The organism is Pseudomonas sp. FSL W7-0098 (assembly GCF_005930585.1).
Lineage (GTDB): Bacteria > Pseudomonadota > Gammaproteobacteria > Pseudomonadales > Pseudomonadaceae > Aquipseudomonas > Aquipseudomonas bubulae.
This window is the reverse complement of sequence record NZ_RXHW01000004.1, coordinates 161,480-176,724: the sequence shown is the minus strand read 5'-3', so window position 1 is coordinate 176,724 and position 15,245 is coordinate 161,480. Positions and strand designations below refer to the sequence as shown.

The 15,245-nt window shown below is 58.8% G+C and carries 12 protein-coding genes and 1 pseudogene; 9 read left to right on the top strand and 4 right to left on the bottom strand.

Going from position 1 to position 15,245, the window contains the following annotated elements; genetic code table 11:
• Positions 1–6: 6 nt before the first annotated feature.
• From dadA to FHL07_RS08910, 6 genes are all read left to right on the top strand, one after another.
• Entirely contained in the window at positions 7–1,308 is a 1,302-nt protein-coding gene (gene dadA / locus FHL07_RS08935) for a D-amino acid dehydrogenase (RefSeq protein WP_029611630.1), read from the top strand.
• Positions 1,280–1,633 (top strand): RidA family protein, encoded by a 354-nt coding sequence (locus FHL07_RS08930; protein WP_094999733.1) that lies wholly within the window; start codon positions 1,280–1,282, stop codon positions 1,631–1,633. The genes dadA and FHL07_RS08930 overlap by 29 nt, the downstream gene beginning before the upstream one ends.
• 100 nt (positions 1,634–1,733) lie before the next feature.
• Positions 1,734–2,807: an alanine racemase gene (gene alr, locus FHL07_RS08925; protein ID WP_138738392.1), complete on the top strand. Its 1,074-nt coding sequence runs from the start codon at positions 1,734–1,736 to the stop codon at positions 2,805–2,807.
• A gap of 127 nt (positions 2,808–2,934) precedes the next feature.
• Complete coding sequence (locus FHL07_RS08920; protein WP_095020509.1) at positions 2,935–3,483, top strand: cupin domain-containing protein; 549 nt, start codon at positions 2,935–2,937, stop codon at positions 3,481–3,483.
• A 180-nt stretch (positions 3,484–3,663) separates the two neighbouring features.
• Positions 3,664–4,077, top strand: coding sequence for a c-type cytochrome (locus tag FHL07_RS08915; protein WP_094999735.1), 414 nt, complete (start codon positions 3,664–3,666; stop codon positions 4,075–4,077).
• A gap of 115 nt (positions 4,078–4,192) precedes the next feature.
• Positions 4,193–6,121 carry an acetyl-CoA hydrolase/transferase C-terminal domain-containing protein gene (locus FHL07_RS08910; protein ID WP_095020507.1) on the top strand — a complete coding sequence of 643 codons (1,929 nt, stop codon included), beginning with the start codon at positions 4,193–4,195 and terminating at the stop codon, positions 6,119–6,121.
• A gap of 82 nt (positions 6,122–6,203) precedes the next feature.
• Here the strand turns inward: FHL07_RS08910 and FHL07_RS08905 are convergent, their stop codons facing one another.
• Complete coding sequence (locus tag FHL07_RS08905) at positions 6,204–6,776, bottom strand: xanthine phosphoribosyltransferase (RefSeq protein ID WP_138738391.1); 573 nt, start codon at positions 6,774–6,776, stop codon at positions 6,204–6,206.
• Positions 6,777–6,832: 56 nt separating this feature from the next.
• Entirely contained in the window at positions 6,833–8,842 is a 2,010-nt protein-coding gene (gene rep / locus FHL07_RS08900; protein ID WP_016782673.1) for a DNA helicase Rep, read from the bottom strand.
• 261 nt (positions 8,843–9,103) lie between these two features.
• On the opposite strand from rep, the gene FHL07_RS08895 reads away from it, so the two are divergent.
• Positions 9,104–10,771: a putative bifunctional diguanylate cyclase/phosphodiesterase gene (locus FHL07_RS08895; protein WP_094999737.1), complete on the top strand. Its 1,668-nt coding sequence runs from the start codon at positions 9,104–9,106 to the stop codon at positions 10,769–10,771.
• Positions 10,772–10,816: 45 nt separating this feature from the next.
• Here the strand turns inward: FHL07_RS08895 and FHL07_RS08890 are convergent, their stop codons facing one another.
• The gene (locus tag FHL07_RS08890) at positions 10,817–12,214 is read right to left on the bottom strand and encodes a NorM family multidrug efflux MATE transporter (RefSeq protein WP_138738390.1); all 1,398 of its coding nucleotides are present in this window, start codon (positions 12,212–12,214) and stop codon (positions 10,817–10,819) included.
• A 152-nt stretch (positions 12,215–12,366) separates the two neighbouring features.
• Between FHL07_RS08890 and FHL07_RS08885 the strand changes: the two genes are divergently transcribed.
• Positions 12,367–13,287: a LysR substrate-binding domain-containing protein gene (locus FHL07_RS08885; protein ID WP_094999739.1), complete on the top strand. Its 921-nt coding sequence runs from the start codon at positions 12,367–12,369 to the stop codon at positions 13,285–13,287.
• Between the two features lie 9 nt (positions 13,288–13,296).
• Here the strand turns inward: FHL07_RS08885 and FHL07_RS08880 are convergent, their stop codons facing one another.
• Positions 13,297–14,790 carry a YifB family Mg chelatase-like AAA ATPase gene (locus FHL07_RS08880; protein WP_095020503.1) on the bottom strand — a complete coding sequence of 498 codons (1,494 nt, stop codon included), beginning with the start codon at positions 14,788–14,790 and terminating at the stop codon, positions 13,297–13,299.
• Positions 14,791–14,965: 175 nt separating this feature from the next.
• Here FHL07_RS08880 and FHL07_RS23830 point away from each other — a divergent pair.
• Positions 14,966–15,244 (top strand): annotated as a pseudogene (locus FHL07_RS23830) (type II toxin-antitoxin system RelE/ParE family toxin).
• Position 15,245 lies beyond the last annotated feature (1 nt).

Genomic DNA, 15,245 nt, shown 5'->3' with positions numbered 1-15,245 from the left:
ATGAATATGCGAGTTATGGTATTGGGTGGCGGCGTTATTGGTACTGCCAGCGCCTATTATCTGGCCCGAGCCGGTTTTGATGTGGTTGTCGTGGACCGTCAGCCAGCCGTTGCAATGGAAACCAGCTTTGCCAACGCGGGCCAGGTGTCCCCGGGCTACGCTTCGCCGTGGGCTGCACCGGGCGTGCCGCTCAAGGCGATCAAGTGGTTGCTCGAACGCCACGCACCTCTGGCCATCAAGGCCACGACCAGCATTGATCAGTACCTGTGGATGGCACAGATGCTGCGCAACTGCACCGCCAGCCGCTATGCCGTGAATAAGGAGCGCATGGTTCGCCTGTCCGAGTACAGCCGTGACTGCCTCGACGAACTGCGCGCCGAAACGGGTATTGCCTACGAAGCCCGTAACCTCGGCACCACACAACTGTTCCGCACTCAGGCCCAGCTCGATGGCGCCGCCAAGGACATCGCGGTCCTGAAAGAATCCGGTGTACCGTTCGAACTGCTCGACCGTGCCGGTATTGCCCGGGTTGAGCCCGCACTGGCCAGCGTGACCGACATTTTGGCCGGCGCCCTGCGCCTGCCCAATGACCAGACTGGCGACTGTCAGATGTTTACCACCCGCCTGGCTGAAATGGCCAAAAACCTGGGTGTTGAGTTCCGCTTCGGCCAGGATATCCAGCGTCTGGACTACGCAGGTGATCGCATCAATGGCGTGATGATCGACGGCAAACTCGAAACTGCCGATCGTTACGTACTGGCACTGGGCAGCTACTCGCCGCAAATGCTCAAGCCACTGGGCATCAAGGCGCCGGTTTACCCGCTCAAGGGCTACTCGCTGACCATTCCGATTACCAATTCGGACATGGCACCGACCTCGACCATTCTCGATGAGACCTACAAGGTCGCGATCACCCGTTTCGACAACCGCATTCGCGTTGGCGGCATGGCTGAAATCGCCGGTTTTGACCTGTCGCTGAACCCGCGCCGACGCGAAACCCTGGAGATGATCGTCAACGACCTTTATCCTCAGGGCGGTGATCTGAGCCAGGCCAGTTTCTGGACCGGCCTGCGCCCGACCACCCCGGACGGCACGCCGATTGTGGGCGCAACCCCGTTCAAAAACCTGTTCCTGAACACCGGGCATGGCACACTGGGTTGGACCATGGCCTGCGGTTCCGGTCGTTTCCTCGCGGACGTAATGGCCAAAAAGACCCCGCAAATCAGCGCCGAAGGCCTTGATATTTCCCGCTACGGCAACCACCAGGAGACTGCAAAACATGGCAATCCAGCGCCAGCTCACCAATGAACGCATGAGCCAGATCGTTACCCATAACGGCACTGTCTACCTGTCCGGGCAAGTCGGCGACGACATGAACGCCGGGGTCGAGCAACAGACCCGTGAAACACTGGCCAATATCGAGCATTTGCTGGACCTGGCGGGCTCCGATAAAAGCCGTATCCTGTCGGTCACTATTTACCTCAAAGACATCGATGCCGACTTTGCCGGCATGAACAGCGTCTGGGACCAATGGCTGCCCAAGGGTGTAGCGCCGGCCCGCGCAACTGTCGAGGCCAAGCTGTGCGAGCCCGAAATCCTGGTTGAACTGTCTGTTGTGGCAGCATTGCCGTAAGTTTTTTGATCACGTAACAGTCCCTCTTGCGGTGCAGCACGCAGTTCACGCTGCGGGTGTGCACCGTTTTTTATTCTTTTGCCGTTAGAAGCCCGCCGCCATGCGCCCAGCCCGTGCCCTGATCGACCTCCAAGCCCTGCGTCACAATTACCAACTGGCCCGTGAAGTCACGGGGGCCAAGGCCCTTGCTGTGATCAAGGCCGATGCCTACGGCCACGGTGCCGTGCGCTGCGCCCAGGCTCTTGAGGCCGAGGCTGACGGTTTTGCCGTGGCCTGTATTGAAGAAGCACTGGAACTGCGCGCCGCCGGTATTCGCGCGCCAATCCTGCTGCTGGAAGGTTTTTTTGAAGCGGATGAACTGCCACTGATAGTCGAACATGACTTTTGGTGTGTGGTGCATTCGCTGTGGCAGCTTGATGCCATCGAGCAGGCCCGACTCGCCAAACCCATCCATGTGTGGCTGAAACTGGACAGTGGCATGCACCGCGTTGGCTTGCACCCCAACGATTACAAGGCCGCTTACCAGCGTCTGCAGGCCAGTGCCAATGTGGCGAAAATCGTGCTGATGAGCCATTTTGCCCGCGCCGATGAGCTCGATTGCACTCGAAGCGTAGAGCAGGTTGCTGTGTTCCTCGGCGCTCGCGCTGATTTGACGGCAGAAATCAGCTTGCGCAACTCGCCGGCCGTACTCGGCTGGCCACGCGTGCCAAGTGACTGGGTACGCCCGGGCTTGATGTTGTATGGCAGCTCGCCATTTGACGAGCCACAGGCCACGGCCTCTCGCTTGCAACCGGTGATGACCTTGGAGTCCAAAGTGATCTGCGTGCGCGAACTGCCCGCCGGTGAGCCAGTGGGCTACGGTGCCAGGTTCATCACCCCAAAACCCATGCGAATCGGCGTGGTGGCCATGGGTTATGCCGACGGCTACCCGCGCCAGGCACCCACCGGTACCGCGGTATTTGTGGACGGTGTGCGCAGCCAGTTGCTGGGTCGTGTGTCGATGGACATGCTGTGCATCGACCTCACCGATGTGCCGCAAGCGGGCCTGGGTTCGACGGTCGAGTTGTGGGGTAAAAACATTCTCGCCAGCGAAGTGGCCACTGCAGCAGATACCATTCCTTACCAGATTTTCTGCAACCTCAAACGCGTTCCACGGCTCTATTCCGGTAACTGATGGGTTGTATCCAATATGCGGGGGCGAATGGGCGTCCGGGTTTGAAGTCGAAGTGTTGTAAATACTGAACGCTATCGCCATGATGGCGGCTTCTCGACCCGAATCTGACCCCCAGGAGGCTCCCGCATTGGACGTCGGTGAACGACTGCAATCCATCCGCAAACTCAAAGGCCTGTCGCAGCGTGAACTCGCCAAGCGCGCGGGCGTCACCAACAGCACCATTTCGATGATCGAAAAGAACAGCGTGAGCCCGTCTATAAGCTCCCTGCGAAAAGTGCTGAGTGGCATCCCCATGTCCATGGTCGAGTTTTTTTCCGAAGAAATCCTTCAAGAAAACCCAACTCAAATTGTCTACAAAGCCAATGAGCTGATCGACATTTCCGACGGTGCGGTGACCATGAAACTGGTGGGCAAGGCACATCCGAGCCGGGCCATTGCCTTTCTCAACGAGATTTATCCACCGGGCGCCGATACCGGGGGCGAAATGCTGACTCATGAAGGCGAAGAAACCGGGATTTTGGTGGAAGGTCGCCTAGAGTTAACCGTGGGTCTTGAGACCTTCGTGCTGGAAGCCGGTGACAGCTATTATTTCGAAAGCTCCAAACCACACCGCTTTCGTAATCCGTTCGACGTCGCGGCGCGACTAATCAGCGCAGCCACCCCGGCGAATTTCTAAGAACAGAGGCGCCCTGTCTGCTTGCAGAGGCACCCGTAGATGCATTTCGCCAGCTCTATTCCCCCTTTGTCTTTAGGGTTGTTTCAGAGAGGCGGGCTAACCGTTATACTTTCGCCGCCCGCGAAACCGTGGTTGTGGGCGTGAATAGCCACCATTGAGGGTGAACGCGTGAACCTAATTATGAAAATGCTGGCCGTACCAGCAGCAGTAGTGGCCCTATGGGCAGTCAACGCTCAGGCAGCAACGAACGATGACATCGCAAAACGTCTTGAGCCAGTGGGTAAGGTCTGTGTTCAAGGGCAAGAATGCAAAGGGATGGACGTAGCAGCCTCGGTGGGCGGCGGCGGTGGCATGACCCCCGACGACATCATTGCCAAGCATTGCAGTGCATGCCACGGCACCGGCCTGTTGGGCGCACCGAAAATCGGTGACACCGCGGCCTGGAAAGAGCGCGCCGATCATCAGGGCGGCCTTGATGGCATCCTGGCCAAAGCCATCACCGGTATCAACGCCATGCCGCCAAAAGGCACTTGCATGACCTGTACCGATGAAGAGCTAAAAGGCGCCATCGAGAAAATGTCCGGTTTGAAATAACCCGACCTTCTCTGAAAAAGCCGCTGATGGGCGGCTTTTTTGTGCCCGAAATTTGAGCTCGTCCGCGTCCTCTGCGCTATCACGTCTATATTCAAGACTGGATAAGGAGGATCAGATGGTGCAGTCCTGTTCGATCGAGCGCGCAGTCGATGATGTGCTGGCGCGGCTACCGATGCATATTCACCTTGGCCTGCCGCTGGGCCTGGGCAAGGCCAACCGCTTCGTCAATGCGCTGTATCAGCGGATCAGGCAGCTGCCCGAACGCCAACTGACGATCTATACCGCTTTGAGTCTGGGCCGCCCCCCACTTGGGGACGGACTGCAACGGTTGTTTCTGGAACCTTTTGTCGAGCGGGTATTTGGCGATTACATTGAGCTGGATTACCTGGCCGACCTGCTTCACAACAGCATGCCCACCAACATCCACGTCGAGCAGTTCTTTTTGCAGCCGGGCAGTTTGCTCAACAGCCCGCCTGCCCAGCAGGATTACGTCAGCAGCAATTACAGTCACGCGGCCCGCGACATCAATGCCAGCGGCCTGAACCTGGTGGCCCAACTGGTTGCTCGACACCCCGAGGATGCCGCGCGTCTGAGCCTGAGCTGCAACCCGGATATCACCCTCGATTTGTTGCCCATGATTGCCAAGCGGCGTGCGGCGGGGGAGACCATTCTGATACTGGGCCAGGTACATGATGACCTGCCTTATATGCCCGGCGACTCGGAGCTGAGTATCGACGATTTTGATCTGTTGATTGACGAAGATGAGCACACTACGTTGTTTTCAACGCCCAGCATGCCGGTCAATCTGCAAGACCATATGATCGGCCTGCATGCCAGCACCCTGATACGCGACGGCGGCACTCTGCAGATCGGCATTGGCTCGATGGGTGATGCCCTGAGTGCAGCCCTGCTCGCACGCCAGGGTGACAACGAGGGCTACCGCGACCTGCTCGACGCTATCGATATCACCCCGTGGCGCACGCTGATCGAGCAACAAGGTGGCGTCGAGCCATTTGCCCGGGGCCTGTATGGTTGCAGCGAGATGTTTGTCCACGGCCTGATGGTGCTGGCCGATGCCGGGATTGTGCGACGCAAGGTCTACCCCGATGCCGACAGGCAAGCCCAGGCCAATGCGGGCACCCTGGATGAAAGCTTGCAGGGTGACGGGGTCAGCATCCACGGCGGTTTTATCCTCGGCCCCCGCGATTTTTACCAGCGGCTAAGGGAGTTGCCCCACAGCAAGCGCCTTGAATTCAATATGACCGCCATCAGCTATATCAACGAATTATACGGCCAGGAAGAGTTGAAACGCCTGCAACGGCGTGATGCGCGCTTCGTCAACAGCGCATTCACCGTGACCTTGCTCGGTGCCGCCGTGGCTGATCAGCTCGAAGACGGCCGGGTGCTGAGCGGGGTTGGCGGGCAATACAACTTTGTTGCCCAGGGCCATGCCCTGCATGACGCACGCTCGGTGATCATGTTGCGCAGCTGGCGAGAGTCGGGCGGTGACGTAAGTTCCAATATTGTCTGGGAATACGGTCACTGCACCATCCCGCGGCATTTGCGCGACATTGTGGTCACCGAATACGGGATTGCTGATTTGCGCGGCAAAACCGACAGCAAAGTCATCGAGGCGCTGCTCAACATCACCGACTCGCGCTTCCAGACCGAACTGACTACCCAGGCACAACTGATGGGCAAGCTGCCCAAGGACTTTCGCCTTGATCCACGTTTTGCCGACAACAGCCCGCAGCGTTTGCAGGAGATCGCCGATCGGCACCCGCATTTGTTCCCGGAATACCCGCTGGGCAGTGATTTCAGCGCGCAGGAGCAAGACCTGCTGCGAGCGTTGAACTGGCTTAAAAGCAAATTCAAGCTCACGCAGATGTACCAACTGGGCAAGGCTACGCTGGACGCGCCTTCGCCCCAGGCATTCCCCGAACACCTGGAGCGCATGCAGCTCGCACAACCCGACGGGTTGCGCGATGAGCTGTACCAGCGTTTGCTGCTGGCAGGGCTGCAGGCAACCGCGAAAAGCAATTGACGCGCCTTTCGTAGCAGCTGCCGCCAGGCTGCGTTCGGCGGCGCAGCCTTCGTGCCTCGGCAGCTGCTACGGACTGAAAGGGTTACTCGATAAAGGTCACTTTACCGCCCGCCAGGGATTTGACCCGGGCCAGGGATTCAACGCGGTAGCCCTGTGCATCCAGCTCGGCACGGCCGCCCTGGAACGACTTCTCGATCACGATGCCCAGACCGGCCACGGTGGCGCCAGCTTGCTTGATGATCGAAATCAGCGCTTGCGAGGCCTTGCCATTGGCCAGGAAGTCGTCGATCACCAGCACGCGGTCGCTGCTTTGCAGGTGGCGCGGGGAAATCGCAACGGTGCTTTCAGTCTGCTTGGTGAACGAATACACCGTGGCCGACAGCAGGTTTTCAGTCAGGGTCAGGGACTGGTGCTTACGCGCAAAAATCACAGGTACACCCAAGTTCAAGCCAGTCATCACAGCAGGGGCGATACCCGATGCTTCGATAGTGACGATCTTGGTGATGCCCGAATCCTTGAACAAACGCGCGAACTCGTCGCCGATTTCCTTCATCAGCTGAGGATCGATCTGATGGTTCAAAAAGGCGTCGACTTTCAAAACCTGATCGGAAAGCACGATGCCTTCTTCGCGAATTTTCTTGTGCAGTACTTCCAACGTAACGTCCTCAAATAGCGCTTTTGCGCTGAAGGTAGAGTAAAAAATAGTCGATTTTAGCGTTTTAGCATCGCGCGTATATCAGCCAGTGCTGTATTGCCGCGAACCGCTTTAACTTCGGTGGGGGTGTCATCGTTGCCTTCCCAGGCCAGATCGTCCGGGGGTAACTCATCGAGGAAACGGCTCGGCGCACAGTCAATGATCTCGCCGTACTGTTTACGCTTGGCGGCAAAGGTGAATGCCAGCGTCTCACGGGCACGGGTAATGCCCACATAGGCCAGGCGCCGTTCTTCTTCAATGGTGTCTGCTTCAATGCTGGAGCGGTGCGGGAGGATTTCTTCTTCCATGCCCATGATGAACACGTAAGGAAATTCCAGACCCTTGGAGGCGTGCAAGGTCATCATCTGCACGCCTTCGGCACCGTCTTCCTCTTCCTGCTGGCGCTCGAGCATGTCGCGCAGCACCAGTTTGCCGATGGCTTCCTCGATGGTCATGGCGCCGTCTTCGTCTTTTTCGAGGGTGTTTTTCAACGCCTCGACCAAAAACCAGACATTGGACATGCGGTAGTCCGCCGCCTTGTCGCTGGAGCTGTTGGTGCGCAGCCAGTTTTCGTAGTCGATGTCCATGATCATGCTGCGCAGCGCTGCAATCGGGTCTTCGCCCGAGCAATGCTCACGTACACGGTCCATAAAGCGCTTGAAACGTACCAGGCGGTCAGTGAAGCGTGCGTCCAGATGTTCGCCCAGGCCGATTTCATCGGTGGCGGCATACATCGAGATTTTTCGCTCGGTCGCGTAGTTACCCAGCTTTTCCAGGGTAGTCGAACCGATCTCGCGACGTGGGACGTTGATTACGCGCAGGAAGGCGTTATCGTCATCCGGGTTTACGATCAGGCGGAAGTAAGCCATCAGGTCTTTAACTTCCTGACGTCCGAAGAAGCTGTTGCCGCCCGACAAACGGTACGGGATCTGATGGTGCTGCAGCTTCAATTCGATCAGTTTGGCTTGATAGTTCCCGCGGTACAGGATCGCGAAGTCGCTGTACGGTCGATCGGTGCGCAGGTGCAGGGTGAGGATTTCGACGGCCACTCGCTCGGCTTCGGCGTCTTCGTTGCGGCAGCGGATCACCCGCACTTCGTCGCCGTGGCCCATCTCGCTCCACAACTGCTTTTCAAACTCGTGGGGGTTGTTGGCAATCAGGATATTGGCGCAGCGCAGAATACGGCTGGTGGAGCGGTAGTTTTGCTCCAGCATCACCACTTTCAAGGACGGGTAATCATCCTTGAGCAGCATCAGGTTTTCCGGGCGAGCGCCGCGCCAGGCGTAGATCGACTGGTCGTCGTCACCTACCACGGTGAACTGGTTGCGCTTGCCGATCAGGTATTTAACCAGCAGATACTGACTGGCGTTGGTGTCCTGATATTCGTCTACCAGCAGGTAACGCACCTTGTTCTGCCACTTTTCCAGAATGTCGGCATGTTCTTCGAACAGCTTGACCGGCAGCAGGATCAGGTCGTCAAAGTCCACCGCGTTGTAGGCCTTGAGCGTGCGCTGGTAGTGGGTGTAGACGATGGCTGCGGTCTGCTCCTTGGGGTTGCGCGCGTTTTCCAGAGCCTGGGGCGGCAGGATCAGGTCGTTTTTCCACGAGCCGATCATGTTCTTGATTTCGTCGACCCCGTCGTCGCCCGAATATTCCTTTTGCATGATGTCGGCCATCAGCGCCTTGACGTCAGCCTCGTCAAAGATCGAGAAGCCGGGCTTATAGCCCAGCCGCGCGTGCTCCTTGCGGATGATGTTGAGGCCCAGGTTGTGGAACGTGCACACCGTCAAGCCGCGGCCTTCACCCTTTTTAAGCAGGGTGCCGACACGCTCTTTCATCTCGCGGGCGGCTTTGTTGGTAAAGGTCATGGCGACGATGTATTGGGCACGGATGCCACAGTTCTGGATCAGGTGCGCGATTTTGCGGGTAATCACGCTGGTTTTGCCGGAGCCTGCGCCGGCGAGCACCAATAGAGGGCCGCCGACGTAGCTCACGGCTTCTTGCTGCCGGGGATTGAGTCGGGACATGACGAGATCAGGGGTCGTTTGTAAAAAGGGCGGGCATTTTAACAGGCTGAGCAAATATTGCTGCCTCTGTGCGACGGTGTGACATGCCACATCCTTTAAATTTACTGCTTTTGTTACTTTCGCACAGGATGTAAAGAGTATTTCCAGCTACCGTAGGGTTAATGCAGCAAATAAGTATTTGATAACCAGTGTCATTGCCATTGGTTGCCGGCACGTCATAATGCCCACTGCCCGAATTTTTGCAGAGTCTAGGGAGCTAGCTTGTCTACGCCTGTCGAACCCTTGCGTTTGCTGCTATTGGCCGAAGAGCCATCTTGGGCAGCGTTGTTGCGCGAGTGTCTGGCGCCAATGGGAAGTGCGGCCGTCCTGATATGCGCGCCGAGCTGGGAGTCTGTCAGCCATCTGTTCGAAAACGATCGCAATGCGCTGCTCCTGACGACCCCGGCCCTGCAGCCCCCAGCGGGCCGCTGCCGCCTGCCCACGGTTTTGCTGCTCGACAGCGAGCCTGATAGCGCTCCAGCGGGCGTCAGCGACTGGCTGGTCGGCGCCAGCCTGACGGGCGATGTACTGCGCCGCTGTCTGCGCCATGTGCGTGAACGCGGCCTGCTGGAACACACCTTGCAGCGCCTCGCCGAAGAGGATCCACTGACCGGCATTGCCAACAGGCAAGGCTTCCAGACCCTGCTGGCCGTGCGTCTGGCCGAAAGTGACGGCCGTGGCATTGCCTTGGGCCATCTGGACCTGGACAACTTTCGTCACGCCAACGATGCATTGGGCCATCAGGCTGGCGACCGCCTGATCCTGCAAGTAGTGGCGCGCCTCAAAAGCCAGCTTGAAGCGGGTGACCAACTGGCCCGTCTTGGCAGTGATGAATTCGCCCTGTTGATCAATACCCATCGCGCGCCCGAGCGTGCCGAATGGATGGCCGAGCGCATTACCGAGGTGATGGCCGAGCCCTACTGGGTCGACGGCGAAAGCCTGTTGATCGGCTGCAGCCTGGGTATTGCCCATGCCCGCGCCAACGCCGGGGCCGACCCGTTGATGTGGCACGCGCACATTGCCATGCAACAGGCCAAAAGCACCCAGGGCTGTACCTTCCACGTATTCAACGAGCGTATCAATCGCAATGCCCGCAGCCTGGCCGACCTCGAAAGCGAGTTGCGCCGGGCGTTGCGCCGTGACGAACTGGAACTGCATTACCAGCCGCGCCTGGATCTTGGCACGGGGCAGATCGTCGGGCTGGAAGCGCTGGTGCGCTGGCGCCATGCCGAGCGTGGCCTGTTGGCTCCGAGTGAGTTCGTGCCTTTGGCCGAGCAAAGCGGGCTGATTGTGCCGCTGGGGTACTGGGTTATCTCCCGTGCCCTGCGGGATATGCAGGCGTTGCGCGAACGCGGGCTTGAGCCGCTGCACATGGCGGTCAACCTGTCGTTTCGCCAGTTTCAGGACAGCCAGTTGCTTTCGACCCTCAGCCGCCTGATCAGCGAACGCGGCGTAGAAGCACAGTGGCTGGAGTTCGAGCTGACCGAAACGGCCGTGATGCGGCGCAGTGATCTGGTCAAACAGACCATGGATGCCCTGGGCCGACTGGGTGTGCGTTTTTCGCTGGATGATTTCGGTACGGGTTTTTCATCGTTTGTGCACCTCAATAGCCTGCCGATTACGCTGCTCAAGATCGACAAAAGCTTTGTGGGCGGCATGGAAAGCCGCGAAGAGAACCGCAAACTGGTCCACGCCATGATCAACCTGGCCCACAACCTGAAACTGGAAGTGGTTGCCGAAGGCGTCGAAACTCCCGAACAGCTTGCTCTTTTGCGTGATTTTGGCTGCGATCAGGTGCAGGGCTACTTCATCAGCAAGCCGCTGCCGCTGGCCGAACTGGTGGAGTATTTGACGTTTGGGGCCGGGCAGCAGGTGCCAATTGCGCTCTAGGGCTTGAGAAAAACTTCCGTAGCAGCCTCGTTCCTTCGGCAGCTGCTACACAGCTACGCCCGCCATTTTCGCCGCCTTGCGCTCCAGCTTGATCATGCGCCGTACCTTCCACTCGAACGCCAGGGTCAAGCTGATCGCTGCACAGGCCAGGCCCGTCGCCAGCCCCCACCAGACACCTGCCGGGCCCCAACCGAAGGTAAAGGCCAGCATCCAGGCCATTGGCGCGCCAATCACCCAATAGCAGAACAGCCCCACCAGAAAGGTGGTCTTGGCATCCTTGAGCCCGCGAATCGCGCCCATGGCGATGGTTTGTGCGCCATCAAACAGCTCAAACCATGCCGCTACCGCCAGCAGGCTGACGGCCAGCTCAAATACCGGACGGAATGCAGGGTCGTTGTAATCGAGGAACAACCCCACCAGATCCCTTGGCCAAAACCAGAACACCACGGAAAACCCGAGCATCACACATGCACCAAAACCGATACCGACCCGTCCTGCCAGCCGCGCCCGCTGCAAGTCACCACCACCATAGTGCTGGCCAATACGCATGGTGATCGCATACGACATGCCTGCAGGTACCATAAATGCCACCGATACGATTTGCAGTGCGATCTGGTGCGCTGCCAGCTGTGTGCTGCCCATGGTGCCCATGCACAGTGCTGCGAAGGCAAACAAACCGACTTCCACGGCATAGGTCCCGCCAATCGGCAGGCCGAGCCGCCACAGTTCCCGCAGATAAGTCAGATTGATCCGCGACAGGCCCTTGCTGATCGGGTACGCGTTGTAGGCCGGATGCCGATGGATATGCCAGGCCAACCCCAGCGCCATGCAGGTCGCCACAATCGCCGTGACCAGGCCGATACCCATCAAGCCCAGTTTTGGCAGGCCGAACATGCCGGTAATCAGCGCGTAATTGAGCACAAAGTTGGCCACGGTACCGATCAGGCTGATCACCATCACCGGTGTGGCCCGGCCCATTGCACTGGTAAAGCCGCGCAGGGCCATAAAAGTCATATAGCCGGGCAGGGCAAACGGTAGCAGCAGCAGAAACTGGCCAGCCGCTTCAACGTTGGTGGGCGTCTGGCCAAACAGCAACAATAGCGGTTTGATATTCCACAGCATTACCGCGCCGCCCAGCGCCAGTGCCCAGGCGAGCCACAACCCGGCCTGAGTCAGGCGGGTCGCCCCTTCGATATCCCCTGCACCCTGGCGAATCGACACCAGCGTGCCCACGGCAGCGATGACGCCAATGCAGAAAATCGACACGAACGAGTAGCTGGCCGCTCCCAGGCTCCCGCCAGCCAGAGCCTCCGGGCTCAAGCGCGCCATCATCAGGGTATCGGTGAGTACCATCAGCATGTGAGCCAGCTGCGAAGCGATCAGCGGCCCGGCCAACCTCATAATGGCCGAGAGTTCGATACGTGCAGGATGCTGTTTGGTCATTGTAGAAATTTCTATAGGTGCGTTGAAAGGCTTGATTCTCGGCGCGTTGAGTGTTTTAAGCAAAGGGATAAAAACGATCATTGGCATGATTTAAACTCATGGTTGATCTTGCCTTCTGTGCCATCACCTTTTGAGCTATAGGAATATGAGTAATGGCTCGTAGCCTTCCTCCGCTTTACGCCTTGCGCGCCTTTGAGGCTGCAGCTCGCCATAGTTCATTCACCCGGGCGGGAGAAGAGCTGTCCATTACCCAGAGCGCTGTCAGTCGCCATATCAAAACCCTGGAAGCGCATTTCGCCTGCCGGTTATTTCAGCGCAGCGGGCGCAGCCTGCAACTCACCGAAGCCGCGCGCTTGCTGCTGCCGGGAGTGCGCGAAGGCTTTGCCGCCCTGGAACGCGCCTGTACTACCTTGCGCGCCGAAGATGACATCTTGCGCATGAAAGCCCCCTCGACCCTGACCATGCGCTGGTTATTGGCCCGCCTGAGCCGCTTTCGCCACTTGCAGAGCGGCAATGAGGTGCAACTGACCAGTGCCTGGATGGACATTGACCACGTGGATTTCAATCACGAGCCATTCGACTGTGCTGTGCTGTTGAGCAACGGCCACTTTCCGCCTGACTGGGAGGCCACGCTGCTGTTCCCGGAGATGCTGATCCCGGTCGGTGCGCCCGCCATTCAGGGCGACGCGCCATGGGACGTCACACGCCTGGCGAGCACTGAGCTGCTGCACCCTACGCCTGACCGCCGCGATTGGCGGCGTTGGCTCGACTGCATGGGCCTGGGCGGGCAAGTGTCACTCAAGGGCGGGCAAGTTTTCGACACCCTGGAGCTGGGCATGATTGCCGCCGCCCGGGGCTACGGCATTTCCATGGGGGATTTGTTGATGGTGGCCGAAGACGTTGCCCAGGGGCGCCTGAGCCTGCCGTTCCCTGCTGCCGTGGCCAGCGGCGATAATTACTATCTGGTTTGGCCCAAGACCCGTCCCGGGGGCGAGCGTTTGCGTCGACTCAGCGACTTTTTGCAGCAGGAAGTCGCTGCCATGGTGCTGCCAACCGTTGAGCAGTTGCACTGACCGCCATAATCAGCCACTGAATGGCCGATATTGCAACGCCTCTGCGAGATGCTTGCGCTCTATATTGTGTGCCTGCTCCAGGTCCGCCAGGGTCCTTGCCACTTTCAGCAGTCGGTGTGCCGCTCGCAGTGACAAGGTCATGCGCTCGCAAGCCGCCTCCAGCCAGCTGTTATCCATATCGCTCAAGCGGCATTGGGTTCGCACGCCCGGCAGATCGAGAAAGGCATTGGCGCAGCCCTGACGTTGCAGTTGGCGCTCACGCGCTGCAGCCACAAGCCCGGCGGCGTTGGCCGTGGTGTCACCTGAGGCAAGCGGCGGGTTGAGAGAGGTGGTCTCGCGGGCTACGGTCAGGTGCAGGTCGATGCGATCGAGCAACGGGCCGGAAAGTTTGTTGCGATAGCGCTGGATTTGCTCCGGTGTACAGCGGCAGCGGCCAGTGGGTTCGCCAAGATATCCACAGGGGCAGGGATTCATCGCCGCAACCAGTTGGAAGCGCGCCGGAAAACGCATGCGATCTTTCGCCCGTGCAATCACGATAAAGCCGCTTTCCATGGGCTCTCGCAAGACTTCCAGAACCTTGCGATCAAACTCGGGAAGCTCATCCAGAAACAATACGCCGTGATGGGCCAGGGTTATTTCCCCGGGCCGCGGTTTGGAGCCGCCGCCCACCAGCGCCGGCCCCGAGGCCGAATGATGAGGTTGGCGAAACGGTCGCTGTGGCCAGCAGTTCAATGGCACTTGGCTGGCCACTGACTGAATGGCGGCCACTTCCAGCGCCTCTTGCTCATTGAGCGGTGGCAACAAGCCGGGCAGGCGGCTGGCCAGCAAGGTTTTACCCGTGCCCGGCGGCCCGGTAAACAGCAGGTTGTGACTGCCAGCAGCAGCGACCAGCAATGCCCGTTTGGCCGAAAGCTGCCCTTGGACATCGCTCAGGTCGGGATAGGGTTTGCTGATATGCAGCAAGCCGCTGGGGATATAGGGCTCTATCACCTCCCGACCTGCGAAATGGGCCACCAGCTGCAACAAGTGCTCGGCCGCAATTACTGTCAGCCCGCAGGCCAGGCAGGCTTCTTCGGCATTGGCTTGCGGTACCACCAGCGCCCGGCCTGCGGCCCTTGCTGCCAGGGCGGCAGGCAATATGCCCTGCACTGGCCTGATTGCGCCCGATAGCGCCAGTTCGCCCAAACACTCCACCTGCTCCAGCGCCACGGCCGGCAGTTGCCCGCTGGCCGCCAAAATGCCCAGGGCAATGGCCACATCAAAACGCCCGCCGTCCTTGGGCAGGTCGGCGGGCGCGAGGTTGAGGGTGATACGCCGGGCCGGGAAATCCAGCGTGGAGTTGATGATTGCGCTGCGTACCCGGTCTTTACTTTCCTTGACCGCTGTTTCGGGCAAACCAACCAGCGTCAACGCAGGCAACCCATTGGCCAGATGCGCCTCGACCGTAACGGCAGGCGCCTCGACGCCCACCTGGGCGCGGCTGTAAACAATCGCCAGAGCCATGACTCTTTCCTTGAGTTCGCAAAAAAACCATGGTGCGCGAATCTCAAGCCAGGGGCAGGCATGGAATGGATACGGGATGTTAACGGGTATGGGAGCACGGCCAACGAACTGCCAAAGTGCGATTGCGAAAAAATTATAAGACCCTATGATTAATCAATAACGTTATTCATTAATCATGATTGTAAGTTTTAAATGCAACAGAACTGAAAGTCTGTATCGAAATGGCAAGACGCGCTTATGGTCAGACATTCTCAATGTCATTGAATGAAAATTAACCATGCTGGACGCTGCAAGCGTGCTGACAGATCTAGCGTCACCACCTGGCAACCGGCTCGAGGCTCTCAGCGGTACACGCAAGGGCCAGCACAGCATCCGCATCAACGCACAATGGCGAATCTGCTTCGTCTGGGGCGCCAATGGCCCTGAAGCAGTAGAAATAGCTGATTACCACTGAG